Source organism: Marinobacterium sp. YM272 (assembly GCF_050908845.1).
GTDB lineage: Bacteria > Pseudomonadota > Gammaproteobacteria > Pseudomonadales > Balneatricaceae > Marinobacterium_D.
Map to the genome: position 1 here is coordinate 4,182,740 of NZ_CP194171.1, position 25,493 is coordinate 4,208,232.

General features: G+C 59.3%; 23 protein-coding genes. 11 read left to right on the forward strand and 12 right to left on the reverse strand.

The genetic code is table 11. The features are described 5' to 3' along the window. Nucleotides 1-174: 174 nt before the first annotated feature. Nucleotides 175-3,030, forward strand: coding sequence for a valine--tRNA ligase (locus ACQUQP_RS18765; protein WP_432696554.1), 2,856 nt, complete (start codon nucleotides 175-177; stop codon nucleotides 3,028-3,030). Nucleotides 3,031-3,214: 184 nt separating this feature from the next. On the opposite strand, the gene trpB is transcribed toward ACQUQP_RS18765, so the two are convergent. Both trpB and ACQUQP_RS18775 read right to left on the reverse strand, forming a co-directional pair. Beyond that, the gene (trpB, locus tag ACQUQP_RS18770; RefSeq protein WP_432696555.1) at nucleotides 3,215-4,414 is read right to left on the reverse strand and encodes a tryptophan synthase subunit beta; all 1,200 of its coding nucleotides are present in this window, start codon (nucleotides 4,412-4,414) and stop codon (nucleotides 3,215-3,217) included. Between the two features lie 101 nt (nucleotides 4,415-4,515). Beyond that, nucleotides 4,516-5,112 carry a YitT family protein gene (locus ACQUQP_RS18775; protein ID WP_432696556.1) on the reverse strand — a complete coding sequence of 199 codons (597 nt, stop codon included), beginning with the start codon at nucleotides 5,110-5,112 and terminating at the stop codon, nucleotides 4,516-4,518. A 404-nt stretch (nucleotides 5,113-5,516) separates the two neighbouring features. On the opposite strand from ACQUQP_RS18775, the gene ACQUQP_RS18780 reads away from it, so the two are divergent. Further along, complete coding sequence (locus tag ACQUQP_RS18780) at nucleotides 5,517-5,927, forward strand: host attachment protein (protein ID WP_432696557.1); 411 nt, start codon at nucleotides 5,517-5,519, stop codon at nucleotides 5,925-5,927. Nucleotides 5,928-6,014: 87 nt separating this feature from the next. On the opposite strand, the gene ACQUQP_RS18785 is transcribed toward ACQUQP_RS18780, so the two are convergent. The 5 genes from ACQUQP_RS18785 to ACQUQP_RS18805 all read right to left on the reverse strand — a co-directional run bounded on the left by ACQUQP_RS18785 (nucleotide 6,015) and on the right by ACQUQP_RS18805 (nucleotide 10,606). Continuing rightward, complete coding sequence (locus ACQUQP_RS18785) at nucleotides 6,015-6,644, reverse strand: hypothetical protein (protein ID WP_432696558.1); 630 nt, start codon at nucleotides 6,642-6,644, stop codon at nucleotides 6,015-6,017. A 226-nt stretch (nucleotides 6,645-6,870) separates the two neighbouring features. After that, the gene (locus ACQUQP_RS18790; protein WP_432696559.1) at nucleotides 6,871-7,527 is read right to left on the reverse strand and encodes a DsbA family oxidoreductase; all 657 of its coding nucleotides are present in this window, start codon (nucleotides 7,525-7,527) and stop codon (nucleotides 6,871-6,873) included. A gap of 41 nt (nucleotides 7,528-7,568) precedes the next feature. Next, the gene (locus tag ACQUQP_RS18795) at nucleotides 7,569-8,567 is read right to left on the reverse strand and encodes an acyltransferase family protein (protein ID WP_432696560.1); all 999 of its coding nucleotides are present in this window, start codon (nucleotides 8,565-8,567) and stop codon (nucleotides 7,569-7,571) included. 117 nt (nucleotides 8,568-8,684) lie between these two features. Next, a complete protein-coding gene (locus ACQUQP_RS18800; protein ID WP_432696561.1) occupies nucleotides 8,685-9,464 on the reverse strand; it encodes a PhzF family phenazine biosynthesis protein in 780 nt (259 codons plus the stop codon). A gap of 50 nt (nucleotides 9,465-9,514) precedes the next feature. Beyond that, nucleotides 9,515-10,606, reverse strand: a complete 1,092-nt coding sequence (locus ACQUQP_RS18805; RefSeq protein WP_432696562.1) for a class I SAM-dependent methyltransferase — start codon at nucleotides 10,604-10,606, stop codon at nucleotides 9,515-9,517. Nucleotides 10,607-10,744: 138 nt separating this feature from the next. On the opposite strand from ACQUQP_RS18805, the gene ACQUQP_RS18810 reads away from it, so the two are divergent. Beyond that, nucleotides 10,745-11,767: a GlxA family transcriptional regulator gene (locus ACQUQP_RS18810; protein WP_432696563.1), complete on the forward strand. Its 1,023-nt coding sequence runs from the start codon at nucleotides 10,745-10,747 to the stop codon at nucleotides 11,765-11,767. 5 nt (nucleotides 11,768-11,772) lie between these two features. Here ACQUQP_RS18810 and ACQUQP_RS18815 read toward each other — a convergent pair whose 3' ends face one another. From ACQUQP_RS18815 to ACQUQP_RS18835, 5 genes are read right to left on the reverse strand one after another with little or no spacing between them, the layout of a single operon-like run. Next, nucleotides 11,773-13,086: a DEAD/DEAH box helicase gene (locus ACQUQP_RS18815; RefSeq protein WP_432696564.1), complete on the reverse strand. Its 1,314-nt coding sequence runs from the start codon at nucleotides 13,084-13,086 to the stop codon at nucleotides 11,773-11,775. A gap of 60 nt (nucleotides 13,087-13,146) precedes the next feature. After that, nucleotides 13,147-14,580 (reverse strand): amidase, encoded by a 1,434-nt coding sequence (locus ACQUQP_RS18820; RefSeq protein WP_432696565.1) that lies wholly within the window; start codon nucleotides 14,578-14,580, stop codon nucleotides 13,147-13,149. 18 nt (nucleotides 14,581-14,598) lie between these two features. Continuing rightward, complete coding sequence (locus tag ACQUQP_RS18825; protein ID WP_432696566.1) at nucleotides 14,599-15,894, reverse strand: TRAP transporter large permease; 1,296 nt, start codon at nucleotides 15,892-15,894, stop codon at nucleotides 14,599-14,601. Next, the gene (locus tag ACQUQP_RS18830) at nucleotides 15,894-16,484 is read right to left on the reverse strand and encodes a TRAP transporter small permease subunit (protein ID WP_432696567.1); all 591 of its coding nucleotides are present in this window, start codon (nucleotides 16,482-16,484) and stop codon (nucleotides 15,894-15,896) included. The genes ACQUQP_RS18825 and ACQUQP_RS18830 overlap by 1 nt, the downstream gene beginning before the upstream one ends. A gap of 19 nt (nucleotides 16,485-16,503) precedes the next feature. Then, the gene (locus tag ACQUQP_RS18835; RefSeq protein WP_432696568.1) at nucleotides 16,504-17,541 is read right to left on the reverse strand and encodes a TRAP transporter substrate-binding protein; all 1,038 of its coding nucleotides are present in this window, start codon (nucleotides 17,539-17,541) and stop codon (nucleotides 16,504-16,506) included. A gap of 331 nt (nucleotides 17,542-17,872) precedes the next feature. Between ACQUQP_RS18835 and ACQUQP_RS18840 the strand changes: the two genes are divergently transcribed. From ACQUQP_RS18840 to ACQUQP_RS18875, 8 genes are all read left to right on the forward strand, one after another. Then, a complete protein-coding gene (locus ACQUQP_RS18840) occupies nucleotides 17,873-18,559 on the forward strand; it encodes a GntR family transcriptional regulator (protein ID WP_432696569.1) in 687 nt (228 codons plus the stop codon). A 193-nt stretch (nucleotides 18,560-18,752) separates the two neighbouring features. Next, nucleotides 18,753-19,505, forward strand: coding sequence for a maleate cis-trans isomerase family protein (locus tag ACQUQP_RS18845; RefSeq protein ID WP_432696570.1), 753 nt, complete (start codon nucleotides 18,753-18,755; stop codon nucleotides 19,503-19,505). After that, on the forward strand, nucleotides 19,505-20,956 hold the full coding sequence (hydA, locus tag ACQUQP_RS18850; RefSeq protein ID WP_432696571.1) for a dihydropyrimidinase: 1,452 nt from the start codon (nucleotides 19,505-19,507) through the stop codon (nucleotides 20,954-20,956). The genes ACQUQP_RS18845 and hydA overlap by 1 nt, the downstream gene beginning before the upstream one ends. After that, nucleotides 20,956-21,780 (forward strand): fumarylacetoacetate hydrolase family protein, encoded by an 825-nt coding sequence (locus tag ACQUQP_RS18855; RefSeq protein ID WP_432696572.1) that lies wholly within the window; start codon nucleotides 20,956-20,958, stop codon nucleotides 21,778-21,780. The genes hydA and ACQUQP_RS18855 overlap by 1 nt, the downstream gene beginning before the upstream one ends. A 54-nt stretch (nucleotides 21,781-21,834) precedes the next feature. Next, nucleotides 21,835-22,830, forward strand: coding sequence for a TRAP transporter substrate-binding protein (locus tag ACQUQP_RS18860; RefSeq protein WP_432696573.1), 996 nt, complete (start codon nucleotides 21,835-21,837; stop codon nucleotides 22,828-22,830). After that, on the forward strand, nucleotides 22,827-23,363 hold the full coding sequence (locus tag ACQUQP_RS18865) for a TRAP transporter small permease (protein ID WP_432696574.1): 537 nt from the start codon (nucleotides 22,827-22,829) through the stop codon (nucleotides 23,361-23,363). The genes ACQUQP_RS18860 and ACQUQP_RS18865 overlap by 4 nt, the downstream gene beginning before the upstream one ends. Beyond that, nucleotides 23,360-24,640, forward strand: coding sequence for a TRAP transporter large permease (locus ACQUQP_RS18870; protein WP_432696575.1), 1,281 nt, complete (start codon nucleotides 23,360-23,362; stop codon nucleotides 24,638-24,640). Before ACQUQP_RS18865 ends, ACQUQP_RS18870 begins: the two co-directional genes overlap by 4 nt. A 16-nt stretch (nucleotides 24,641-24,656) precedes the next feature. Continuing rightward, a complete protein-coding gene (locus tag ACQUQP_RS18875) occupies nucleotides 24,657-25,409 on the forward strand; it encodes an aspartate/glutamate racemase family protein (protein WP_432696576.1) in 753 nt (250 codons plus the stop codon). Nucleotides 25,410-25,493: the final 84 nt, after the last annotated feature.

Below are 25,493 nucleotides of genomic sequence, written 5' to 3' on the forward strand. Positions count from 1 at the left end.
AGTGGCCCGTTCCAGCCGCTCCCAGGCCCTGTAATCGCCCTCCCCCAGCCTGTATAATGCCCGGTTTCGACCGAGTTGCCGACGCCCCGTGTACGCCAGCTGTTTCAGGCATACACGCCGAGCCCGAGTCCGGCAGCCACCCGAGTGGCCAAAACGATCAGAGATACGGACCCAATGGACAAGACCTACCAGCCCCACGAGATCGAGAAATCCTGGTACCAGACCTGGGAAGAGAAGGGCTACTTCGCCCCTTCCGGCGAAGGTGATGCCTACAGCATCATGATCCCGCCGCCCAACGTCACCGGCAGCCTGCACATGGGCCACGCCTTCCAGCACACTATCATGGATTCTCTGATCCGCTACCGTCGTATGCAGGGCCGCAACACCCTGTGGCAGGTCGGCACCGACCACGCCGGTATCGCCACCCAGATGGTTGTTGAGCGCAAGCTGGCCGCCGAAACCGGCGAGAGCCGCTACGACCTGGGCCGCGATGCGTTTATCGAGAAGGTCTGGGAGTGGAAAGAGCAGTCCGGTGGCACCATCACCGGTCAGATGCGCCGCCTGGGTAACTCGGTTGACTGGCCTACCGAACGTTTCACCATGGACTCCGGTTTCTACCACGCGGTGCAGGAAGTATTTATCCGCCTGCACGATGAAGGTCTGATCTACCGCGGCAAGCGCCTGGTCAACTGGGATCCGAAACTGCACACCGCCATCTCCGACCTGGAAGTGGAGAACCGCGAAGTCAAAGGCAAGATGTGGTACCTGCGCTACCCGCTGGCCGATGGCGAAAAGACCAAAGACGGCCTGGATTACATCGTCGTTGGTACCACCCGTCCGGAAACCCTGCTCGGTGACACCGGTGTAGCGGTTAACCCGGAAGACGAACGTTACGACAACCTGGTCGGCAAGTTCGTGGCACTGCCCCTGACCGGCCGCCGCATCCCCATCGTCGCTGACGAACACGCCAGCATGGAGAAGGGTACCGGCTGCGTGAAGATCACCCCGGCGCACGACTTCAACGACTACCAGGTTGGTCAGCGTCAGCAGCTGCCGATGATCAACGTGCTGACCCTGAACGCCGATATCCGCGATGAAGCCCAGGTGTTCAACTTCGACGGCAGCGTTAACAACGAACTGGATCCGAGTCTGCCGGAGAAATATCACGGCATGGAGCGCTTCGCCGCGCGTAAGCAGATCGTTGCCGATATGGAAGAAGCGGGCCTGCTGGTCAAGATCGATGAAAACGATATGACCGTGCCCTACGGCGACCGTGGCGGCGTGGTGATCGAGCCGATGCTGACCGACCAGTGGTTCTGCGATGCCAAGACCCTGGCCAAGCCGGCGATCAAGGCGGTCGAGGATGGCGATATCAAGTTCGTGCCCAAGCAGTACGAAAACATGTACTTCGCCTGGATGCGCGACATTCAGGACTGGTGTATCTCCCGTCAGCTATGGTGGGGTCACCGTATCCCGGCGTTCTATGACGATGCCGGCAACGTCTATGTCGCCGCCTCCGCCGAAGCCGCCCGCGAGAAATACGGCCTGGACCTGGAGCTTGAGCTGCGCCAGGACGACGACGTGCTCGACACCTGGTTCAGCTCCGCGCTGTGGACCTTCGGCACCCTCGGCTGGCCGGAAAATACCGATCGTCTGAAGACCTTCCACCCGACCGATACGCTGGTCACCGGCTTCGACATCATCTTCTTCTGGGTTGCACGCATGATCATGTTCACGCTGCACTTCATGAAGGACGAGGACGGCAAGCCGCAGGTACCGTTCAAGAACGTCTACGTGACCGGTCTGATCCGCGACGAGAGCGGCGACAAGATGTCCAAGTCCAAGGGTAACGTACTCGACCCGCTGGACATGATCGACGGTATCGGTCTGCCGGAACTGCTGGAAAAACGTACCGGCAACATGATGCAGCCGCAGCTGGCCGAGAAGATCGGCAAGCGTACCGAAAAGCAGTTCCCGGAAGGGATCGCCGCTCACGGCACCGACGCCCTGCGCTTTACCCTGGCGGCGCTGGCCTCCACCGGCCGCGATATCAACTGGGATATGAAACGTCTGGAAGGTTACCGCAACTTCTGTAACAAGATCTGGAACGCTGCCCGTTACGTGCAGATGAACACCGAAGGCGAAGACTGCGGCCAGAACGGTGGAAATGTAGACCTGTCCCTGGCGGACCGCTGGATTATCAGCGAGCTGCAGCGCGCAGAAAGCACCGTCACCAAGCATATGGACGAGTTCCGCTTCGACCTGGCGGCGCAGACCATCTACGACTTCGTCTGGAACCAGTACTGCGACTGGTACCTGGAACTGTCCAAGCCGGTTCTATGGGACGAAAACGCCTCCGCGGAAGCCAAACGCGGCACCCGTCGCACCCTGGTGCGCGTGCTGGAAGCGATCCTGCGTCTGGCGCACCCGATCATGCCGTTCCTCACCGAAGAGATCTGGCAGGCGATCAAGGAACTGGCCGGCACCGATGGCGACACCATCATGCTGAAGTCCTACCCGGTAGCCGAAGAGAGCAAGATCGACGCCCAGGCGGAAACCGATATCGAGTGGCTCAAGGGTGTTATCACCGGCGTGCGTAACATCCGCGGCGAGATGAAGATCGCGCCGTCCCAGGACCTGGATCTGCTGTTCGCTCACGGCGACGCCGATGACAAGCGCCGCATGGAAGAGAACGCCGCCTTCCTGAAGAAACTGGCCAAGCTCAGCTCCCTGACCTGGCTGGACAACCCGGAAGACGCACCGATGTCCGCCACTCAGCTGGTAGGCTCCATGGAAGTACTGGTGCCGATGGCCGACCTGATCGACAAGGAAGCGGAACTGGCCCGTCTGCAGAAAGAGATCGACCGCCTCACCGGCGAGATCAAGCGCGTGGAAGGCAAGCTGTCCAACGAGAAGTTCGTCGCCAACGCCCCGGAGGCCGTGGTCGCCAAGGAGCGCGAGAAGATTGCCGCTGCTCAGGCATCCCAGGCCAAGCTGCAGGAGCAATGCGCCAAGATCGAAGCGTTGTAATCAGCAGCTTCGGTCGATGAACTAAAAAGCCCGCCTTTTCACAGGCGGGCTTTTTGTTGATATGTACAAATCACCTAGTGGCAGGAGCGACGGCCCCTTCGCGATCGACCGCCCTGTTTTAAATAACCATCGTGCCAACCTCAATCGGCACGGGGACGTACCCCGTACAGAAAACCTGCCAGGATCAGCGGGCTTCGAAGCCGAAATTCTCGCTGACGTAATCGATATCCTTGTCACCGCGGCCGGACAGGTTGATCAGGATCGTCTCGCCCGGATTTTCGCGGCCGTGCTTCATTGCCCAGGCGACCGCATGGGCGCTTTCCAGTGCCGGGATGATTCCCTCCATGCGTGACAGCTTGTAGAAGGCATCCAGCGTTTCATCATCGCTGATGGCGTGGTAGTTAACGCGGCCCGATGTCTTCAGGAAGGAGTGCTCCGGACCCACGCCCGGATAATCTAGACCCGAGGCGATAGAGTGAACCGGTGCCGGATTGCCTTCCTCGTCGCTCAACAGCAGGCATTTGAAGCCGTGAATCATGCCGGGCTTACCGAAGGTCATGGTGGCCGAGTGCTCTCCCAGCTTGGTGCCCTTGCCCAGCGGCTCGACACCGTTAAGGCTGACGCCCTCGTCATCGAGGAAGGCACTGAAGATGCCCATGGCGTTGGAACCGCCACCGACACAGGCACCGACCTGGTCCGGCAGCTCGCCAACCAGCTCCAGGAACTGCTCCTTGGCTTCGGTACCGATCACGGACTGGAAGTCGCGCACCATCAGCGGGAAGGGATGCGGACCGACCACAGAGCCGATCGCGAACAGAGCCGTTTCCGCCTGCCCCAGATAGGACTGGAACGCAGAATCCACCGCCTCTTTAAGGCTGCGACCGCCAAAGCCCACCGGCACCACCTCGGCACCCAGCAGCTTCATGCGGGTGACGTTGGGTGACTCCTTGGCGATATCGATCTCGCCCATATGGATCTCGCACTCCATGCCGAAATAGGCGGCAGCAGTGGCCAAAGCCACGCCGTGCTGGCCGGCACCGGTTTCGGCAATCAGCTTGGTCTTGCCCATATGCTTGGCCAGCAGCGCTTCCGCCATGCAGTGGTTGAGCTTGTGAGCGCCAGAGTGGTTCAGGTCTTCACGCTTGAGGTAGATCTGCGCGCCGGTTTCGCGGCTCAGATTGCGGGCGTAGTAAACCGGTGTCGGGCGGCCCTGGTAGTGCTTACGGATATAACGCAGCTCATTGAGAAAATCCGCTGAACGGCCCAGCGCCAGATACGCCTTGTTGATCTCGGCGAACTGGGACTCCAGCTCCGGCGGCAGAAACGCACCGCCGAAATCACCGAAATAGCCGTCATGGTTTGGATACTGCTTCAGATAACTCATACCGCTGCCTTATGCTGTCTATTTGTTGTGACGGACAACATAAAATCAACGGCCTGGCGAAGCAACTCAACCTTTGTTTGATACGACGCTTATCAGCCCCTTCAGCCGACCTGCTGCGGCACCCGCGCCCAGCGCGGTGGACGGTGATAGCGGCCGACCACTGAGCTCAACGCCAGAAACACCGCCAGGGACCAGGCCATCTGCAGCGGCGAATAGACCGCAAAGCCGCAGGCGCCGATCAGCAGATCACAGCCCAGGGTGGTTTTGCCGGCATGGATATCGAACCGCTTCTCAAGATAGATCGCGAGGATATTCACACCGCCGAGCGATGCCTGGTGACGAAACAGGATAATCAGGCCAAACCCCACCAGCATGCCGCCAAGCACCGCCGCCAGTATCGGCTCCATAGTGAAATCGGCCCAGAGCCGCATCAACTCGGACAGTCCCGCCAGCATGCTGACGGCGATAAAGGTGCGCCAGGCAAAAGCCCAGCCTAGACAGCGTAGTGCCAGCAGATAAAACGGCAGGTTCAACAGAAAAAACAATTGTCCGAAACTCAGCTGCGTAACCTGCTTCAGGATCAGGCCCATACCCGCAGTGCCGCTGATCAGCAGATCCGAGGTTTCCAGCAGATGTATGCCCAAGGCAACGAGCAGACAGCCTTCCAGAATGGAAAGCCAGCGATGTGTAGTAACCATGTGTACGACTCCCTCCGCTTGTGGCGGTCCGAGGCGAAAATGTGATGTGGATAAGAATCTTTTGAATTCTCCACCTGCGTTTCACTCTTTGGGCCGGTAAGCCCAGATGAAACAGCGCGTGATGATACAGCAGAGTTCATGCAGCAGGTATGCCATAGCCCCAACAAGACAAATCAAACACTTACCCCGAGTCGCCGTAAGCGACCTTTCCAGACTGGTGCTGTTTCGCCCCAGACGGGCGCATAACAGAGGCTGATAGCGTCAAATTGGTCTACAAATAAAGAAGTGGCTGCTGGATGGAACGCCATTGCTCAGGGTCTTGTCGCTTGGATAAAGCCCTACCGAAGAGAGGAGTGCAGGACAGGAAGCCGCCCCGTTCGAAAAACCAAAATAAGAGGTGTGCTATGCCGGATTGGATAGTCGTTGCAGATGCGTCTAAAGCTGTTATTTATTCTCAGGAGAAACCCCGCGGAGGGCTGGAAGAGCTGACGAATCTGGTACACCCACAGGCCCGGGTTAAGGAAAGCGACCTGGTGACCGATGCCCAAAGTATCGCGACAAAAACCTCAGCCAGGGAAACCGAAGACAAACGCTTCGCCCGCGATATTGTCGCCAAGCTGCGTAGCGCCGTGGACACTAATGAGATCAAGGGATTTTACCTGTCAGCACCGCCCCACTTTTTAGGCCTGGTGCGGGACGCGATGGATGACCACGTGCGTCAGCATCTGCGTGGTGACATCGACAAGAAACTCACCAACCTGCCGATTTCAGAGGTACAGAAGGCGTTTGCCTCCTTCCCCACTTTGCATGACTGACTCTGTTTAATCTGGCCCTGTGCCGCTGGGAATCCACGAACCTGTTCGTGGCTTCCCAAGCCCCCCCCCAAGCTATCCTCAACGCCGCTAGAAACCCCAGAACCCAGGGAAACGGTTGCGGTGGATGCCAAACACCCAGGGCTCATCGAACCTGTCCACCTCATCGATCCAGTAACGTATTTTGAACGCATCGCCGCGCTCGGCCTCGTCCGGTGCTGCGCTGTTACGACTGACCTCAAAATAACCGACACAGCCGAGCCGTTCATCCCCCGGCGATACGTTGACCCGGCCGGTGCCCAACCCCGTTGTTTCGTCCAGCTGCCCCCAGACATGCATCATCGGCGAGGTATCTAACAGCATGACACCGCCGTAAACCCAGGTGTCACCCTGGACCGGTTGAACCCGGCTGAAGCGGCCATCGGCATCTATACCTGTCTCAAACGCGAGCGCCGGATCACTGCCCAGACTGACCTCCAGCCTGTCCCCGTTACGGGTCAGGCTGACCAGATCGGTGTAGGCAGCACAACGGACAGAGATCGGTCGCATCAGGCGGTCACGACCGTAATAGTGCAGCGGACCATTACGCACCAGCCCCTGCCAGGTATCGGCCTGCTGCGGACCGGCAGAAGCCTCCGGAGGTTCGTGCCAGTAGGACGGCCCGGCGCAACCTGTCAGCCACAGCGCGCTAAGCCCGACAGCCAGAATCGAAGATTTCATTCACGCTCCTCCCTTGATAACAGCAGGACAAGGCGTCACGACTAACACCCCGTATTAACCGGGTGCCCCGGTCAGGTCGCAACGCACTCGACCTATGCGCAGTTTCCCTAATATTAGCGTTTTTACTCTTACCTACCTGTCGCCCGCCGCTTTCATACACTCCAGCGGCTCCGCAAGACCATAAATACCCGCCACGAGCAGGTACCGGGGATCGCCAGGCACGCGCTCAAACCGCCTCACTGGGGAGATCACGGATCACCTGCACGAAGGTCTCTACCGGCTGACCACCGGAGACCAGGTAACGCTGATCGAAAACGATCGCCGGCACCGAACTGACACCACGCTGCTGCCAGAGACGCTCTTCACTGCGCACCGCCTCGGCGTATTCGCCACTGTCGTAGACCCGGCCCGCCTCGGCGGCATCCAGGCTTGCCTCTGCTGCCAGCTCACACAACAGCGTCCGATCGGACGGATTGAGATTGCGGCTGAAGTAGGCCTCAAACAGTGCGAGTTTCAGTGCCAGCTGTTGGTCACGCCCCTGCTCGCCGGCCCAGTGGAGCAGACGGTGAGTATGGAAAGTATTCCACTTGCGGCTGTCGGCGCGGAAATCGAACGCGAATCCAAGCTGCGCACCACGCTCGGTGATATGAGCCTGGTTGTGCGCCACCTCCACCTCGCTCATGCCGTACTTGTGGCAGAGATAGGGTATAACCCGCTCCCCTTCCGCCGGCATATCAGGGGTCAGTTCGAACGGGTGAAAATAGATCTCTGCAGACACCTCGTCGCCAAGCTGCTGCAGCGCCTGTAGCAGGCTATGCAGGCCGATAGCACACCAGGGGCAGACAATATCGGATACGAAATCGATTCTAAGAGGTCGGCTCATTACGGGCTCCCGCCAGTTTAGGCCTGCTCCAGGTGGGCAGGTTAATGCTGCGCAGCGTAACGGCTTTTACGCCCAGGGCTCAACCACCCGAGAACCGCTTTGCGCGGCAAGCGCTGATCCAGTCTGTCGACCCCGTGCGCCAGCGCCATCAGCAGCACCAGGTATAAACCGATCGACAACGGCAGCGGCAACCCCAGCTCCTCCAGCCACACCACCAGGAACAGGAAGGGGTAATGCAGCAGGAAGAGTGCAAAGGAGAGGTCGCTGAGATAGTGCACGGGTCGAGCCAGAAAACCAGCTTTCAGCCAGCTCCAGACAGACCCCGGCAGGATAATCGCCAGGTAGATGCCCAGCGCAAACTCAAACAGGCGGCAGGGCGGAAACCAGTCACCGGGGCGACCCGGCATAAAACCAAACTGCCGGTATACCCAGCTTTCAACGCTGCCATATAGGCCCTCATCGACAAAGGGGACGCCCTGCTGCCCGACGTAGATCCGCGAGACAACACTGATAAGGAAGGTTGCCAGCAGCACCCGATGGGGCCAGCGTTTCAGCATCTGGTAAAGCGGCGGAAACAGCAGGTACATGACGATGATCAACGCGATAAACCAGCTCGGCGCGTTGTAGGGGCCGCCCCAGAGCCCCATCCAGGCGTAAAATCCGGTCAGGCTGCCCAGCAGATCGATGCCAAAACCGTTGGGAAACAGCACCGGCAGATCGCCGTTAAGCAGCAGATCGCCAAGCAGGTAGCCGATCATCGCCAGCGGCACCGACAGCAGATACAGGGGATAGATACGCAGCAGCTTTTTCAGCTGGTAGGTGAGGTACCCGGTTTTCCCGGTCGAACTCGTGAGCCCCGCCAGCACGCCGGAGAGGATCAGAAACAGACTGACGCCGACGCCGCCGAGGCTCACATAATAGAAATTCTTGATACCGAAAAAGCCGCCGGCGGAGGTACCCAGCAGCTGACCGAAATGAGCGATAAAAACCAACGCGATGGCGAAGATTCGTAACAGATCCAAAAGCACTGACCGGTTCATGGCGGCACCTTAGCTGGCTATCAAAAAGCGCTGTTGGGACACTGCCCTTTATACAGGCGCAATCTGACACTTCAGCGTCAGGCCCCCGGACTCCGGAGCCCACCCAACCGCCCCGGATCAGATCTGGATGCTGCCAACCAGGTAGAGAACAGCCCGGCCCCGGATTTTCACCCGTTCACCGGCCAGCTCGCAGCCTACCTCTCCGCCACGCGAGGATACCTGCTTTGCGCTCAGCTTCGCCTTCTCCAATCGCGCCGCCCAGTAGGGGATCAACTGGGTAAAAGCGGAGCCGGTCACCGGGTCTTCATCGATGCCAAGCTTGGGCGCAAAGAACCGGCAGACAAAGTCATAACGCTGGGACGGCGCGGTAATGATCACGCCCCGTGCACCCAGCGAGCGCAGTTTTTCCAGATCCGGCTGCGCCCCGATCACCGCCTGCTCCCGGTCAAACACCAGCAGATAATCGTCGCCACACAAACAGGCTCGGGGTTCGACGGAAAATGCGCTTTTCAGCGCCGGGGGCGTTTCGCAGGGCGCCGGCGTCACCGCCGGGAAATCCAGCTCCAGCCAGTCCCCCTGCCGGCTGACCTGCAGTGGTCCACTGCGCGACTGGAAGGTCACCCGTTCCGCGCCGTAGTCGAGGCAGTTGAACAGCACCCAGGCACTGGCGAGCGTGGCGTGTCCACACAGATCCACTTCGCAGGCAGGTGTGAACCAGCGGATCTCGAAGCCGGCATCGACGGGTACAAAAAACGCGGTTTCGGCCAGGTTGTTCTCGGCCGCAATCGCCTGCATCAACGCGTCGTCCAGCCAGTGTTCAAGAGGGCAAACCGCTGCCGGATTGCCCTCAAAGCAGCGCGATGCAAACGCATCGACCTGGTAGAGTTTGATCTCCATCTTTTCCTCCCGTTTGTACGTTGCGCCCGGCGGGCGCAACGATTGCTCAATCAGCTTTTGGTAGACACGAACCAGACGTTGGTCGGGTCATGCTCCAGGGTATGGCGTTCCACGGAGGCGAAACCTGCGTCATGCAGTATCCGCTCTGCGGTTTCCCAGCCCCACAGGGTACCCAACCCCTGGCCACCCTGGCCGAGCGAGATCGGCATGCAGTGGCAACAGGAGATCGCATACAGCAGCGACGCCAGCGGAAACTCCAGATTGTTTTCAAGATAGGCCGAACCGCCGATATCCTGCATCAGGTAAACACCCCCATGACGCAGGGCCCGGTGGTAGGAGCGCACCAGTTCATCAGGATCCTTCTGATCATGCACCGCATCGAAGGATGTGATCAGGTCGAACTGCTGATCCGCACCGAAATAGGTGAGATCACGGACGCCGAAACGGATATTGCTTATACCCAGTGCCGTAACCTCCCCGCTGGCAGCGGTGATGGCATCGTCACACAGGTCGTAACCGGTAAACCGGCTGTTGGGAAAACGGCGTGCAAGGGCGATCAACACCTTGCCGCGGCCGCAGCCGGCATCGAGCACATCAATGCCCTGCTCCAGCCGCTCCGAAAGCCCTTCCGCCAGCGGCAGCAGGGTGTCAAAGACCTGGCTCAGAACCGTCATCGCACTATCTTCCGCCATGATCGAGTGGAAACAGGGATAGTCGCCGTAGCTTGTGCCCTCACCGGTTTCAAAGCGCTGCAGAATCGAATCCTGCACGCGGCCCAGCAACGCGATGTGCTGGCTGTAGACCGCCAGATTACCCAGTGCACCCTCCGGGGTGATACTGGCTGCATGTTCCTGTGGCAGCGAGTAGGTCCGATCCTCGGGCCGGTAGTCGATAATCCCGCCGGTCACCATGCAGGCCAGCCACTCGCGCACGTAACGCTCATTCAAATCACTGGCGGCAGCGATTTCCACGCTGGTGGATGGCGACAGCTGCGCCATCCGCGCCAGCAGTCCGGTGCGATGTCCTATCGACAGCATTACGGAAACGGCGCCGGCATCCAGTGTTGCGACGATGCGATCGGCAAATGCATCCGCGCGTGCCTGGTCAAAGGTCGGGGGCGGGTTAATATTCAGTGTCGTCATTAAGAATTACCTCTGTTTTTAGACCTGTCGTTGGAGGTGTGCTTTTGCAAGCACCGACACTGAAAAGGTACGCCCGCGCCCACTGGCCAACGAGCGTGAAAAAAGACTAAAACGTGGCATTTGTGCCACCCTGAACAGATGAAGAGTTCACCCGATATCATTGAGGTTGCACTGATTGTCGTGCCCGAAACCGCACCGGCGGCGCTCTATAGCCTGCATGAGATATTCGCCAGCGTCGGTCACGCCTGGGAGTCGATGACGGGGCAACGAGCAGGCCAGGTGCACATGCATCCCTGGCTGGTGGCCGATACCAAAGAGGTCACCCAGTGCGCCATGGATACCCCGGTCAAACCAACAGCAACCTTCGCATCGAATCGGCAATATGACCTGATCGTCGCCACCGACCTGCTGCTGGACACTGCTACCGATCCGCGCGGGCGCTGGCCCGGTGCCAGCCGCTGGCTGGCTCGGCAGTACGCAGGTGGCGCCCTGGTCACCTCCGTCTGCACCGGTGGCTTGCTGCTGGCCGAGGCGGGACTGCTGGATGGCCTTGAAGCCACCACCCACTGGGGCATAGCGACGCAGTTCAGAGAGTATTATCCGCGGGTGCAGCTGAAACCGGAGCGCATCCTGTCACTGACCGGCGCCAGCCATCGTATCGTCACCGCCGGTGGTGCCTCGTCCTGGATTGAGCTCGCACTCTACCTGATCGCCCACTTCTGCGGGGCCGAGGAAGCCACACGTTCATCCAAGGTCTTTCTGCTGGGCGATCGCAGTGACGGCCAGTTGCCTTTTGCCGCGATAACCCGCCCGGCGAGCCACAGCGATGCGATTATCGACCAGGTGCAGGCGTGGATAGCCAACAATTACGAGCTGGATAATCCGGTCGAACGGATGGTGGCGCAGTCAGGCCTGGCCGAGCGCACGTTCAAACGGCGCTTCCAGGCCGCCACCGGCTACACGCCCATTGAATATGTTCAGACATTGAGAATAGAAGAGGCGAAACAGATGCTGGAGGCCACGGAGATGGGTACCGAGCAGATCGGCGCCGAGGTGGGCTACACGGATCCCGCCTCTTTCCGGCGCCTGTTCAAGCGCATGACCGGCATCACGCCGGCGCGCTACCGGCTCAAGTTCAGGCAGCTGCGACCGGGCCGTTAAGCTGGCTATTTCGAAAACAGCGAACGCCGGCCGGCGGAGCGGCTGGGCGCTTTCTCTTCTGTCGGTTGCGGGGCGTTTTTCGCTGCGGGCTTGGGTTTCTTGCCACCCTTGCCCGGCCTCGCTTTCGTCTTGGCTTTCGCGCCCGACTGCTTGTCCGGCAGCGCCTTGCCATCCACCAGCTTGCCGTTTTCCGCCACCGGCACCGGCTGCAGCTGCAGCGGCTTGTTGATCAGCTCCGAGATTGGCTTGAGGAAGCGACGCTCATCGGGGCCGACCAGCGAAACCGCCAGGCCTTTCTGACCGGCACGACCGGTACGGCCGATGCGGTGAACATAGTCCTGCGGCTGGTTGGGCAGATCGTAGTTGACCACCTGGGGCAGGCTTTCGATATCCAGACCGCGGGCCGCCACGTCGGTAGCCACCAGCACGCTTATGTCACCCTCGGCAAAGGCAGCCAGTGCCGCAATACGTTCACGCTGATGCTTGTCACCGTGGATCGCCAGCGCTGCGATACCGTCCGCCTGCAGCGCGGCGCAGAGCTCGTCCGCACGGCGCTTGGTGCGGGTAAATACCAACGTCTGCTGCCAGTGCGCGCCCTTGATCAGGTAGCTCAGTACATCGGCCTTGTCGGCATTATCCACGGCGTAGACCCGCTGTCTGACCTGGCTGGCGGCAGCATTGCGGGGGGCTACTTGCACCCGCTTCGGATCGTTCAGCAGCGCATCGGCCAGCACCTCCACGCTTTCGTCCAGCGTGGCAGAAAACAGCAGGGTCTGTTTCTTTTCCGGCATGAACGCCAGCAGCGCCTTGATTTCGTTGATAAAGCCCAGATCGAGCATGCGGTCGGCCTCGTCAAAGACCAGTATTTCCAGATGCTCCAGGGTGAGCTTTTTCTGCTTCAGCATGTCGAGCAGACGGCCGGGTGTGGCCACGAGGATATCGGCGCCTCGTTTCATTTTGCGGATCTGGTTATCGAAACGTACCCCGCCATAGATGGAGGTCACCCGCATTCCCAGCAGCTGACCGTATTCCAGGGTGTTATCGCCCACCTGGATCGCCAGCTCACGGGTCGGCACCAGCACCAGCCCGCGGATATCGTGGTATTCAGGATTACCCGGCTGTTTGCTCAGGCGCTCGATCATCGGCAGGGCGAAGCTGGCCGTCTTGCCGGTGCCGGTCTGCGCCTCTGCGATCAGATCATGCCCCGCCAGTACCAGCGGGATCGCCTTGGCCTGGATCGGCGTCGGTTCCCGGTAGCCCAGGGCTTCCAGCGTGGCATTGAGTTCGGGGCACAGGTTGAGATCGGCAAAGTTAGTCACGCGCAGAAGCCCCGCATTATTGGCGATACGGCCAGAAGTTAACCGGAAAGGAAGGGCCTATTATGTCACGGGGCTGGCAACCGCTCCAAGCTGCTGCCATAGCCCGGAGAACTGCGCCCCCGGATCGGTTTGCGCCTGGTAGCGTCGCGCCACTGCAAACAATGCCGGCTCCCGTCCCATCGGCGCGATCAACTGCATCCCGGCACGGGGAGCCGAGGCCTCCACCGGCAGAGGCAGGTTGATCGACGCACTGCCAACCGCATTGACCCAGCCGGTAAACACCGCGTGCCCGCGAGGCCCGACGGTTTCGCCATCGATCTGCTCCGGAAAGCGCTGTTCGGCAGGCCAGGCGGGCGCGGCAATCGACGGTGTCAGTATCGCATCCCACTCAGTGAAGATGTTGGCGATCTGCCCACGCAGCTCGTTCAACAGATCGAGTATCTGCCAAAGCTGTACCGCCGAGGCACCCGCCCCCCGCTCAGCCATGGCCTGGTATGGTTCCGAGGCCATCGCCAGCCACTGCGGATACCTTTGCGCCAACCGAGCCAAGCCGATCTCGCCAACCTGACTCCAGCACTGATTCAGCGCTTCGAGATCGATCGGTAACGGGCCCTGCACCACCTCTATCCCCTGCGCCTCGAGCAGCGCACGTCCCTGTGCCATCGCGGTTCGGATCTGCGGATCGACCGGGGTATCTCCGCCCAGCTGCTCAACACTCAACACCCGCCGCAACGGCGGCGATGCCTGATCCAGTTCATTTTTTGCGGTACCCGGCTTATCGGACAAGGCCAGATAAAGCAGCTCCAGATCTTCCGCACAGCGCGCTACCGGGCCCACCACCTCCATATCGAGCAGAAGCTGAGGTAAGCCTTCGCCGCGCTCAATGGCACCGATGGCCGGTTTAAAGCCAAATAGATGTGAGTGTGCCGCCGGACGGCGGATGGAGCCGCCGCCGTCGGTGCACAGTGCCAGGGGTCCGATGCCGGCGGCGACCGCCGCAACTGCACCGCCACTGGATCCACCCGGTGTCGTGGCCGGATCCCAGGGATTGCGGGTGACGCCGTAGACCGGGTTACCGGTATAACCCTCCAGCGTAAACTCGGGCACATTGGTTTTCGCGAACAGCACGGCACCCAGTTCACGCAGCCGGGCTACCGGCCGTTCGTCGTGATCGGCGATAGCCCCGGCCAGCGCTTTGGTGCCCCAGGTACAGGGCACCCCCTTAAGCATCAGGTTGTCCTTGATGCTGATCGGAACACCATCAAGCGCACTGCAGGGCACTCCCCGCCGGTAACGTTCGCTGGCCGCTTCTGCGCTGGCAGCCGCATCCGGCGCCAGCGCCACTACGGCGTTCAGCTGCGGATTTACCGCCTCCATACGCGCCAGCACCGATTCCAGTGCCTGCACCGGCGTCCAGCGCTGCTGTTTAAATCCTTCCACGAGCGCTGTCGCACTCAGTTGCCATAAAGGCGGTGTCATTTCGGTCAACTCCATTGGCATGCTCTTTAGCGCTTAGTGCATCAACCCTGGCAGCCAGGTGACTATACCCGGCACAGCGATCAGCAACAGGGTGAACGCCAACATCAACAGCGCGAACGGCAGCGCGCCCCACATGGCATCGGCGATACTGCCGTTATCGGGACGGATCCCCTGGACGACAAAGAGGTTCATCCCCACCGGCGGCGTAATCAGCCCCATTTCGCACATCATTACCACGAAGATGCCAAACCAGATCGGATCGATGCCCAACGCTACCGCCATCGGATAAGTGATAGGAATGGTAGCCACCTGCATCGACAGCACATCCATGAACATGCCAAGCACGATGTAAAACACCACTAAAGCGAACAGGAAGCCGGTCGGCGTCAGCCCCAGCGAGGTGATCCATTCAGACATCTCCTCGGCTACGCCCGTCAGGCTGATAGTCAGGTTGAGAATGAACGCCGCAGTGATAATCAGCAGAATCATGCCGGTGACCCGCGCGGTCTGGATAAAGCAGGTCTGCAGTACCGGCCAGGTCAGCCGCTTTTTCAAGCCGGCAAAAATCAGCGCCGTCACTACGCCCAGAGCGGCAGATTCCGTGGCGGTGGCCAGTCCCAGGTAGATGCTGCCCATCACCACCAGAAATACGATCAGTGGCGGTATCAGGTCCAGGGATAAGCGCCAGCGCTCGGCCCAGCTGACAGACTCGGCATCGGTCGCTTCTTTAGTCCAGATGCTGCTCAGGGCAATAAAGAACATGAACAGCAGTGTCAGGATTATCCCCGGCAGAATGCCACCGACAAACAGCTGGCCGATAGACGTGTTGGTCAGCGAGCCATAGACGATCAGGTTAACGCTCGGCGGAATCAGGATGCCCAGTGCGCCACCGGCAGCCAGCGAGCCCAGCGCCGTACTCATGCGGTAGCCGCGACTATTGAGCGACGGCAGTGCCACCGTACCCACAGTGGCGGCGGTGGCTACAGAAGAGCCGGAAGTGGCCGCAAACAGCGCACAGGTACCGATATTCGAGTGCAGTAACCCACCGGGTAAACGACCCAGCCAGGCAGAGAAAGCGCGGTACATGCCATCAGCGATACCGGCACGCAGCAGCAGCTCGCCAAGCAGGATAAACAGGGGTATGGAGGTCAACAGGAAGTTATTCTGTACCCCCCAGACCACGGGAGAGATCGAATCCATAAACGGAGCACCGTAGGCCAGAACCCCGCCGATAATACCCACGGCCGCCATCGCGACCGCGATAGGCATGCCGATCAACATCATTCCCAGCATCGCCACAAAGGCGATCAAAACATAGGCGACGGACATCAAGCCACCTCCTTTAAACGTTCAGGCTGCTCAGAACGTTCCGTCATATTATCGAGCTCCTCTTCGAGCTCCTGCTTGATACTCTTGGGATGAAACACTTCGTTCATCTGCTCCATACGGCCGCCAATCAGCAGCCACAGCCCTTTGCAGAGCATCACAAAACTGACCAGCATGAAGATCACCTGGCCTGCGAACCAGGCACTCTGTGGATAGATCAGCGGTGTCGCCCAGGAGGTCTGGGCTGTGGATCTATAATCGAGCGTATCGGTGATCACAGCCACCGACAGATACCCCAATAAGCCGGCAAACGCGGCCATCAACAACAACGACATCAGGTTCAATGCCGCCCGGATGGCCGCCGGCATCCGGTCATGCAGTATGTCTATGCGGATATGATTACGTCCGAACAGTGCCAGCGTGAAGGCCAGCGTCGACCCCACCGCCAGGGCATACCCCCCCAGCTCGAACGAGCCCTCCAGCGCAATGCCGAAGAACTTTCGAGCCAGCACCTCTACCGTGACCAGCACCGACAGGGCGAGAAATATCGCCCCGAAGATCGTTGCCAGCAGGGTTTCAATACGTGCAGACATAGTGACCTCCGGGTGCTTTTTAGTTCAGGCCGATGATCGGACCGACACTGGACTTCCAGTTGTCGGAGCAACCACTGGTTGAGGCATCGCAAATTTCGGCCCAGGCCGGCAGCGAGATATTGATCAGCGCTTCATTCACCAGCTCCATGTCGTTCGCGGTGGGATCCACATTGACAAGGTCGAAGGGTTTGCCGGTCTTGCACTCGCCACCGGTATTGCAGCTCAGCGCATCGTCGTACAGCGACTCGGAGTAGCTCCAGATCTCGGCACCGAGCTCATCGAAGGCCGCTTGCAGTTTCTGCTGCTGTTCAGCATCCAGCGAATTCCAGGCTTTCAGCGAAATGCCGTAGCCGTTCATTGCAATGCCCATCCCCAGCGGTACCTGGTGGGTTGCCACTTCAGGCCAGCCGGCGGAGTTGGCTGAGCTGGGACCTGTAATCGCGCAGTCGATTACACCGGTGGACAGCGCCTGGTGTACATCCGGGAAACTGATCGGCACCGGCGTTGCGCCGACCGACTCAACGAAGTTGGCCAGGCTCTGGTCATAGACACGCACTTTCAGCCCCTTGATATCGGCAAAGCTATCAACGGGTGCGTTGCAGAAAAGGATTTGAGGGCCAAACGGCCAGACACCCAGCAGCTTGGTATTGAAGCGACTCTGCAGCTGCGCATCCAGCACCGGGGTATAGGCTTCTGCGACCTTTGCGCCCTTGTCATACTCTGTGTTCAGACCAACCAGATCGAGACCAAGCAGTGCCGGTTCATCACGTGAGTTTTGCGAGACACGGATAGAAACAATATCGAACAAACCGGACTTGAGCATGCGCAGCTCTTCGGTGTCCTTGATCCCGGTGGTATCCACCGGTTTGTAGTCCACATCGATCGGCAGCCCGGTGCGCTCGGCAAAGTTCTCAAAGAAGGGTTGCTCCTTCTGGTTCTGAATAAGGCCCGTCGCGACTGGCTGGCCCAGCGCCTTCCACTGCATGTTTTCGGCTAGCACATTACCAGCCAGAGTAGCGGCGACTGCGCCGGCGGCGATCATCTTCACTGCTTTCATGTTGCATCCTCATCACGAGTCAGTTGGTCTGAGAGTTGCTGGCAGCACACAAACCAAATTGCATACAATTTTGCCAACAATAAGAAATACAACGCAGTAAACGTGCCAACTTTAAAAAGCACACTATTTTCAAGAGAATTGGCTAGAACCCTCCTTATCAGACTCTAAACCCGACCCAAACTAACGACCCGCCAGGACCCAAGCAGGTGCATTAAGAATAAAAATGCACCTATATAGTTCACAAAATCGTCCTCCAGATTGCTGTAAATAAAGTTATAATCGCTGGAACACAATTTTTCCGATTCTATTTACATCCATACAGGTACTCAGAATGCCGGTTGCCGACGCCAACAAAACCCAGGCGGAGAAGATCGCCGAAACCATCACCAACGCGGTGATGGAGCATCGCATCGCGCCGGGCAGCAAGCTGTCCGAATCACGCATGGCCGAAGCGTTCAAGGTTTCACGCACGAAGATCCGCCAGGCGCTTACCATCCTTGCCGAAAGCGGGCTGGTGAGGCTGCTACCCAATCGCGGCGCCTTTATTGCCAGCCCGACCGTTCAGGAAGCACGAGAAGTATTCGCCCTGCGACGGGTGCTGGAACCCGAGATCATTCGCGGCGTAATCTCAAGAACAAACAAGAATGATATCAAACAGTTAAAACTCCACCTCCAGGCTGAAAAAGAGGCTCGCGCCAGCTCCAACCGGCGCGCGATCATCCGCCTTTCCGGTGACTTTCACATGCTGCTGGCGAGCCTGAGCGGCAACCGTTATATCGACAAAATGATGACCGAGCTCTGCCCCCTGACCTGCTTGATCATTGCCCTCTATGACGTTCCGCAGACCCCGGCATGCCCGGAGGATGAGCATGACAGAATCGTCGAGGCGATCGAGACCGGCGACGAGGAAAGCGCCATCGCACTGATGCAACACCACCTGGAACACATTGAAAACGCCCTCAACCTGGACGGCCGTTCAGACGACGATCAGGTCGACTGGGACAAGGTTCTGGGCTGATTCCCTCCTTCCCTATTAAAGGGCGAAGAAGCACCTTTCGCCCTTAGCCTCTTCTCTACCCAACCTCTACAAGCACCTCTGGCACGCTTTCTGCTTAACATTATTGCATACAATATTTTTGACAATTAAATGTGCAATATTTGAATTTACCGTTTAAGGTTAATTCAATCCGTTACGAAATGAGTGGATAAGTATGTCGTCAGCCGCATCAATCAAACCGGATCCGCGTACCCTGCTGGGGGTACTGACCCCCTCTTCAAATACAGCCCTTGAACCCCTCACCAGCCAGCTACTGAGCCAGGCCGATGGGGTCAGCGCACACTTTTCCCGTTTTCGCGTTACCCAGATAACGCTGGACGAGAAAGGCCTTAACCAGTTCGACCAGACGCCGGTTCTTGAAGCTGCCCGATTGCTGGCTGATGCCCGTGTCGACATGATCGGCTGGAGCGGCACCGCAGCCGGCTGGCTGGGGTTCGAACAGGATCAGCGCCTGTGCGCAGCCATAGAGGAGGTCACCGGAATTCGCGCCACCTCCTCCATTCTTGCGCTCAATGAAGTGCTGAACCGTCTCGGCATCTCCCGCATTGCCCTGGTATCGCCCTACACGGACGACGTCCAGCAGAGAATCATCGACAACTACCGTGACATCGGCATCGACTGCGTGGCCGAGCGCCATCTGGATATCAGTGACAACTTCAGTTTCTCCGAAGTCACCACCGACACCCTGACCGACTCTGTGCAACAGGTCGCTGAGGCAGCCCCGCAGGCGATCCTGCTCTACTGCACCAACCTGCGCTCGGCCCAGCTGGCGGAAGAGTGGGAGCGTCGTTTCGGTATTCCCGTCATCGACACCACTTCAACCGTTGTTTGGAAAATGCTGCGTGAAACCGGTTATGACACCACCGGCATCCAGGGGTGGGGCCGCTTCTTTCAGGAGGCCAGGTAATGAGCCAAGCTTTCGACCTTGTGATCCGTAACGCCCGCTGTGCGACCGCGGCCGATACCTTTGAATCCGATATCGGCATCCGTAACGGTGTTATCGAGGCTCTCGGAAAAGCGCTGCCCGCGGGGCACGAGGAGATCGACGCCGCCGGCGCCTGGGTCACACCTGGCGGCATCGATGGCCACTGCCATTTCGATCAGCCCACCAATGACGGTACCGAGATGGCGGACGACTTTCTCAGTGGTACCCGCTCAGCGGTCTGCGGCGGTACCACGACGGTCATCCCCTTCGCCCTGCAGCAGCGCGGCCAGAGTCTGAAAGACGCCGTTGCCGACTATCACCGCCGGGCCGGCGAGAAAGCCTGTATCGACTACGCCTTCCATATGATCATCAGCGACCCGACCGAGGAGGTACTGAGTCGAGAGCTGCCCGAGCTGATCGCCGCGGGTTATACCTCCTTCAAGATCTACATGACCTATGACGATCTGAAGCTATCTGACCGGGAGTTTATCGATGTGCTCGCGGTGGCACGCAATCAGGGTGCGATGGTGATGGTGCATGCCGAAAACGCCGACTGCATCGCCTGGATGACCGAGCGCCTGCTCAAGGCGGGCCATACCGCACCCAAGTACCATGCCGAATCGCGACCGATGCTGGTGGAACGCGAAGCGACCCACCGGGCTATCAGTTTTGCCGAACTGGTCGATGTACCGATCCTGATCGTGCATGTCTCCGGACGGGAGGCTGTGGAACAGATCCAGTGGGCGCAGAGCAAAGGCCTGAGGATCTATGGTGAGACCTGTCCGCAGTATCTTTTCCTCAGTGCCGAGGACCTGGGGGGCGATGATGACTACGAGGGCACCAAGTGCATCTGCAGTCCGCCGCCGCGCGATAAAGGTAACCAGCAGGTGATCTGGAATGCGCTGGAGTCTGGCACCTTCGACCTGTTCTCCTCCGATCACGCGCCTTTCAGGTTTGCGGACGACAAGGGCAAACAGGCTGCAGGCTCTGAACCCAGCTTCGACAAGGTCGCCAACGGTATTCCCGGGGTCGAGACCCGCATGCCGCTGCTGTTTTCTCACGGCGTGCTTAGCGGACGGATCAGCATTCAGCAGTTCGTCGCACTGACCTCCACCAACGTGGCCAAGATGTACGGCCTGTATCCGCGCAAGGGTTCAATTGCTGTGGGCGCCGATGCCGACCTGGTGATCTGGGATAACGATACCCACAGGGTCATCCGCAATAACGATCTTCACCATAACGTGGACTACACCCCCTACGAGGGGATCCATCTGAACGCCTGGCCCGCCATCACCCTAAGTCGCGGCCGGATCCTCTGGAAGGATGGACAATACCTCGGCCATGAAGGCCTTGGTGAATTCCTGCCCTGCGAGCGACCAGAGCCTGCACGCCCCAAAGTCACCCACTCGCCTTTCTTCAGGGAGATCAGCTGATGACCAACCCATTGATCGATCTTTTGAGTGAAGCCTGGACGACCGGTTCTGCAATGAGTACCGAGCAGGCAACGAAGCTTGCCCCCGCAGACTTCCCCAGCGCATACCGTGTTCAGCAGAAGGTTGCGGAAGCCCTTAACTGGTTCGACGAAACCGGCCCCAAATTCTGGAAGCTGGGCGGCCCCAAGGGGGGCTCAACGGGGGCTGGAGTTACCGACTCGCTGGTACGACAGGTTCCAGGCGGCACTCCTGTCCAGCTGTTCAGCGACGATGCCTGCAACTTCACCGCACTTGAGGTTGAACTGGCTGTGCGCCTGGGGCGGACACTTGAGCCGGGCTGCACCCTGGCGGATGCCTGCTCTGCGGTCGCCGAGGTTTACCTGGCCATAGAGGTGTGCGATCTGCGGGCAGAGAACTGGCAGGAACTTCCTCTGACCTATCGGCTGGCGGATCAGCAGATGAGTCGTGGCTTCCTCCTTATGGGCAAACCCATTGCAGGCTGGAAGGACGAACTTAAACAGATTGCGCCAGCAATCAGTATCAACGACACCCTTATCAGCGAAGGGCTACTCACTCACCCGCTGGATCATCCATTGGCGGCGTTGCCCTGGCTGGCCAACCTCAGTGTTGCCCTATACGGCACGCCTCTGACCGCAGGAACCGTCATCGCTACTGGCACCTGGGCGGGTATGCACCTACTGGCCCCTGGCGACCATTTCAGGGTGGCAGTAGACGGTTTCGACAGGGTCAACGTCACACTTGACGCCGAAGCCGAAGGCTCCACAGCGGTGCGTTTCCTGGATGCCTTCAAGCAAACGAACTAACTGACAACTCTAATTAACAAAACTAACTAAAATACATTGGAAGGAGTTCACTCCATGCAGATCAAACAGACTCTCCTGAAAGGCTGTTCCCTGGCACTGTTGTGTGCAGGGCTTACTGTACCGGCTCTGAGCCAGGCACAGACCCTGCGCCTGGGCGGTAACTTCGCCGCCGACCATTCCAGCAGCCGTGCGATGGAGATCTTCAAAACCGAGCTGGAGAAAGCCGATGTCGACCTCGACGCAGCGCTGTTCCCGGCCATGCAGCTCGGTGGCGCCCAGGAGAACGTGGACCAGGTGCGCTCCGGCGCTGTCTTTGGCACCTGGATCGGTATCGCCTATGTCTCACGCATAGTGCCCGAGCTGGAAGCGGTCAGCCTTCCCTTTGCCTTCGATAGCCGCGAGCAGGCATTTCAGCTGATCGATGGCCCGGTTGGTGACAAATTCAACGAGCTGCTGGCCAAGAAGGGTTTCACCGCCCTTGGCTACATGGAACTGGGCTTTCGCAATATCACCAACAACCAGCGCCCGATCACAAGCGCCGATGACCTGGAAGGTCTGAAGATCCGTCTGCAGCCTAACGAGACCCATCTTTCTACTTTCAGGGCACTGGGCGCGAACCCGGTTTCCATGGATGTCAAAGAACTCTACGGTGCGTTGCAGCAGGGCGTACTCGATGGACAGGAAAACCCCTACAGCATCATCCACACCAAGCGTTTCAACGAAGTGCAGAAGTACCTTTCCGATTCCAAACATTTCTACGACTTCATCGTGATACTGGCTAACAAGGACAGCTTCGATTCGCTGAACGCCGAGAAACAGGAAGCGGTGCGCGCAGCACTGGCCAAAGCGGTCAGCTGGCAGCGTGAGCAGGCGGCCACCGAAGATGAGCAGGCCCGCGAGGCGCTGATCGACGCTGGCATGGAGTTCACCCCGATCTCCGCCGAAACCCGTGCCGAACTGCGCAAGCGCAGTGCCAGCATCAAGGAGAGTCTGCGCGAAAAGCTGGGTGCCGAAATCATCGACCAAGTTGAAGCGGAACTGGCAAAGTGAACGGCGCAACAACCGGGAGCCGGGCAGATGCCCGCGCTCCTTTCCTTCGCGGCCTGAAAGCAGTGGTTGCGCGGATTGACCGGCTGTCATTCATCACTATCGCAGTGGCCTTCGGTTTGATGGCAACACTGGTGTCGGTCCAGGTGTTCATGCGTTATGTGCTGTCGTCGTCGATCGACTCGGCGGCTGAGCTGTCACGCCTGTTTTTTGTCTGGACTATCTTTCTCGCCCTGCCTCAGGGGATATCACGCGGCGTCCATGTCGGCATCGACGCACTCATCAATGTCATGCCCGGCTGGTTAAAGCACTGGTGCTGGCGCCTGACCACGTTGCTCAGTCTGGTGCTGATGCTGGCGTTGAGCTGGCTGTCCATCGGCGCGATCGGCGACAAGTGGCAGGAGCTGATGCCGACCCTCGATGTCACGGCGGCGGTCTACTACATACCGGTGCTGATCTGCTCCATTCACGCTTCTCTGCACCTGCTCCTGATGTTGCTGGAAGACAGCAGGGTTGAGACTCCGGAGGCACCATGAGCCTGACTATTATCCTTAGCTTTATCGTCCTGGCACTGCTGGGAATGCCACTGGCCTTTGCGCTGGGGCTCTCTTCCCTGGCCGGTCTTCTGATCGGGGATATGAACCTGGCAATCATGCCGCAGCGTATGATGCACGCCATCGATAATTTCCCATTGATGGCGATTCCACTGTTCATGCTTGCCGGCGAACTGATGGTCGCTGCCGGGATACTTCAGCGCCTGGTCGATTTTTCCAACGCATTGATCGGCCGTGTACACGGTGGCCTGGCACACGTGGCCATCGTCGCAGGCATGATCCTGGCCGCGGTCAGTGGTGCCGCGGCGGCCAGTGCCAGCGCCCTGGGCAGCACACTGGTCCCCTCAATGCGCAAACAATACGATTCCGGTTACAGCTGTGCCGTCATCGCCTCCGCCGCCAACCTCGGTGCGATTATTCCTCCCAGTAACGCGATGATCGTCTATGCACTGATGGCGGGCTCTACCGTATCCGTGGGCGGCCTGTTCATGGCAGGTGTCGTGCCGGGCCTGATTCTGACCCTGGGTTTTATGGCGCTGGCCAGCCTGATTGCCTGGCGCAGACGCTACCCCTTGAGTGAACACTCCCTGGATATGAAACAGATCGCCGGCCAGACCGTGCGTGCCCTGCCGATCCTGCTGATGCCGGTTATCGTTGTCGGCGGCATCGTGGCGGGTGCATTCACCGCCACCGAAGGCGCGGCAATCGCCGTGGTCTATGCGCTGGTAATGGGCTTTTTCGTCACCCGGGAACTGCGCCTGTCGGACCTGCCCAAAGCGATGTTCCACGCGGCAATTACCGCAGCCATGGTCGGCGCACTGATCGCCTTCGCTTCGACCCTGACCTTCGCCTTCACCATCGATCTGGTACCGATGCGACTGTCGAGCTGGATTCAGGGCCTGACCGACAGTCCGACCATCTTTATCCTGATCGTCATGGCGCTGCTGCTGGTTGTAGGCATGTTCATCGAGTCCAACGCCGCCTACATCATGCTGGTTCCGCTGCTGGCCCCGGTAGCACTCTCCTACGGTATTGACCCGCTGCTGTTCGGTTTCCTGTTTGTCTTCAACCTGGTGATCGGGATGATGACGCCACCTGTGGGTGTGCTGCTGTTCGTCATGTGCGGCGTATCGGGCGTGCGCCTGCAGACACTGATTCGCAGTGCCTGGCCATTCATTCTGTTCCAGTATTTTGTATTGGGCCTGTGCCTTACCTTCCCTCAAATCGTAACCGCGCTGCCGACAGCGCTGGGCTACTGAGTTCCCAGGAAAGCGAATGAAACTGCTAATAATAAATCCCAACATCTCCACTTCCGTCAGCGACCTGATCCGCACGGAAGCCGAGCGCTGCCTGATGCCAGGCACAAGCATCGAGGTGATGACCGCGCCATTTGGCGTTGCCTATATTGAGACCCGAGCCGAGGCCCTCATAGGCGGCTATGCCGCCATGCAGCTCGCTGCTGAGCACTACGCCGATTACGACGCTGTCATCATCGCCGCTTTTGGCGATCCTGGCCTGGAAGCAATACGCGAAATGCTGCCCTGCCCGGTCATCGGCATGACCGAAGCGGCGCTGGCCAGTGCTGCCCTCTATGGCGGCCGCTGCTCGATCATCGCGATCTCGAACCGCATCAAAAGCTGGTACCGCGAAACAGCCGAGCAGCAGGGCTTTGGCAGCCGGCTCAGCAGTATCCGTTCACTCAGCGAATCGCTTGCCAATATTGGAACTGTCCAGCAAGACCAGGGCACCCGCCTGATCGCCCTGGCTCATGAAGCGATCGAGCAGGATGGCGCCGATTGCCTCATTATGGCCGGCGCTCCCTTGGCAGGACTGGCGCGCTCCGTATCGGAACAGATACCGGTACCCGTGCTCGATGGCGTCAGCTGTGCCGTGCGCCAGGCACAGGTGCAGGTCCTGGCGGGAAGTCAGGTGCGCAGTGCCGGCAGCTATGCACCACCGCCCGAGAAGGGGCACCAGGGTCTGCCTCTGGCACTTGCCGCACTGATCGGCCGGGCATCCGATAGCTGACATCGACAGCCCGGCCCGACGGCAAACAACAACGTTTTCATTCATACGCAGCCTGTTGTCTTAAACCTTCGCGCTTGCTGCGCA

Coding starts and splice junctions, on each gene's coding strand:
- ACQUQP_RS18765 (WP_432696554.1), top strand. CDS start 175: ATGGACAAGACCTACCAGCCCCACGAGATCGAGAAATCCTGGTACCAG.
- trpB (WP_432696555.1), bottom strand. CDS start 4,414: ATGAGTTATCTGAAGCAGTATCCAAACCATGACGGCTATTTCGGTGAT.
- ACQUQP_RS18775 (WP_432696556.1), bottom strand. CDS start 5,112: ATGGTTACTACACATCGCTGGCTTTCCATTCTGGAAGGCTGTCTGCTC.
- ACQUQP_RS18780 (WP_432696557.1), top strand. CDS start 5,517: ATGCCGGATTGGATAGTCGTTGCAGATGCGTCTAAAGCTGTTATTTAT.
- ACQUQP_RS18785 (WP_432696558.1), bottom strand. CDS start 6,644: ATGAAATCTTCGATTCTGGCTGTCGGGCTTAGCGCGCTGTGGCTGACA.
- ACQUQP_RS18790 (WP_432696559.1), bottom strand. CDS start 7,527: ATGAGCCGACCTCTTAGAATCGATTTCGTATCCGATATTGTCTGCCCC.
- ACQUQP_RS18795 (WP_432696560.1), bottom strand. CDS start 8,567: ATGAACCGGTCAGTGCTTTTGGATCTGTTACGAATCTTCGCCATCGCG.
- ACQUQP_RS18800 (WP_432696561.1), bottom strand. CDS start 9,464: ATGGAGATCAAACTCTACCAGGTCGATGCGTTTGCATCGCGCTGCTTT.
- ACQUQP_RS18805 (WP_432696562.1), bottom strand. CDS start 10,606: ATGACGACACTGAATATTAACCCGCCCCCGACCTTTGACCAGGCACGC.
- ACQUQP_RS18810 (WP_432696563.1), top strand. CDS start 10,745: ATGAAGAGTTCACCCGATATCATTGAGGTTGCACTGATTGTCGTGCCC.
- ACQUQP_RS18820 (WP_432696565.1), bottom strand. CDS start 14,580: ATGGAGTTGACCGAAATGACACCGCCTTTATGGCAACTGAGTGCGACA.
- ACQUQP_RS18825 (WP_432696566.1), bottom strand. CDS start 15,894: ATGTCCGTCGCCTATGTTTTGATCGCCTTTGTGGCGATGCTGGGAATG.
- ACQUQP_RS18830 (WP_432696567.1), bottom strand. CDS start 16,484: ATGTCTGCACGTATTGAAACCCTGCTGGCAACGATCTTCGGGGCGATA.
- ACQUQP_RS18835 (WP_432696568.1), bottom strand. CDS start 17,541: ATGAAAGCAGTGAAGATGATCGCCGCCGGCGCAGTCGCCGCTACTCTG.
- ACQUQP_RS18840 (WP_432696569.1), top strand. CDS start 17,873: ATGCCGGTTGCCGACGCCAACAAAACCCAGGCGGAGAAGATCGCCGAA.
- ACQUQP_RS18845 (WP_432696570.1), top strand. CDS start 18,753: ATGTCGTCAGCCGCATCAATCAAACCGGATCCGCGTACCCTGCTGGGG.
- hydA (WP_432696571.1), top strand. CDS start 19,505: ATGAGCCAAGCTTTCGACCTTGTGATCCGTAACGCCCGCTGTGCGACC.
- ACQUQP_RS18855 (WP_432696572.1), top strand. CDS start 20,956: ATGACCAACCCATTGATCGATCTTTTGAGTGAAGCCTGGACGACCGGT.
- ACQUQP_RS18860 (WP_432696573.1), top strand. CDS start 21,835: ATGCAGATCAAACAGACTCTCCTGAAAGGCTGTTCCCTGGCACTGTTG.
- ACQUQP_RS18870 (WP_432696575.1), top strand. CDS start 23,360: ATGAGCCTGACTATTATCCTTAGCTTTATCGTCCTGGCACTGCTGGGA.
- ACQUQP_RS18875 (WP_432696576.1), top strand. CDS start 24,657: ATGAAACTGCTAATAATAAATCCCAACATCTCCACTTCCGTCAGCGAC.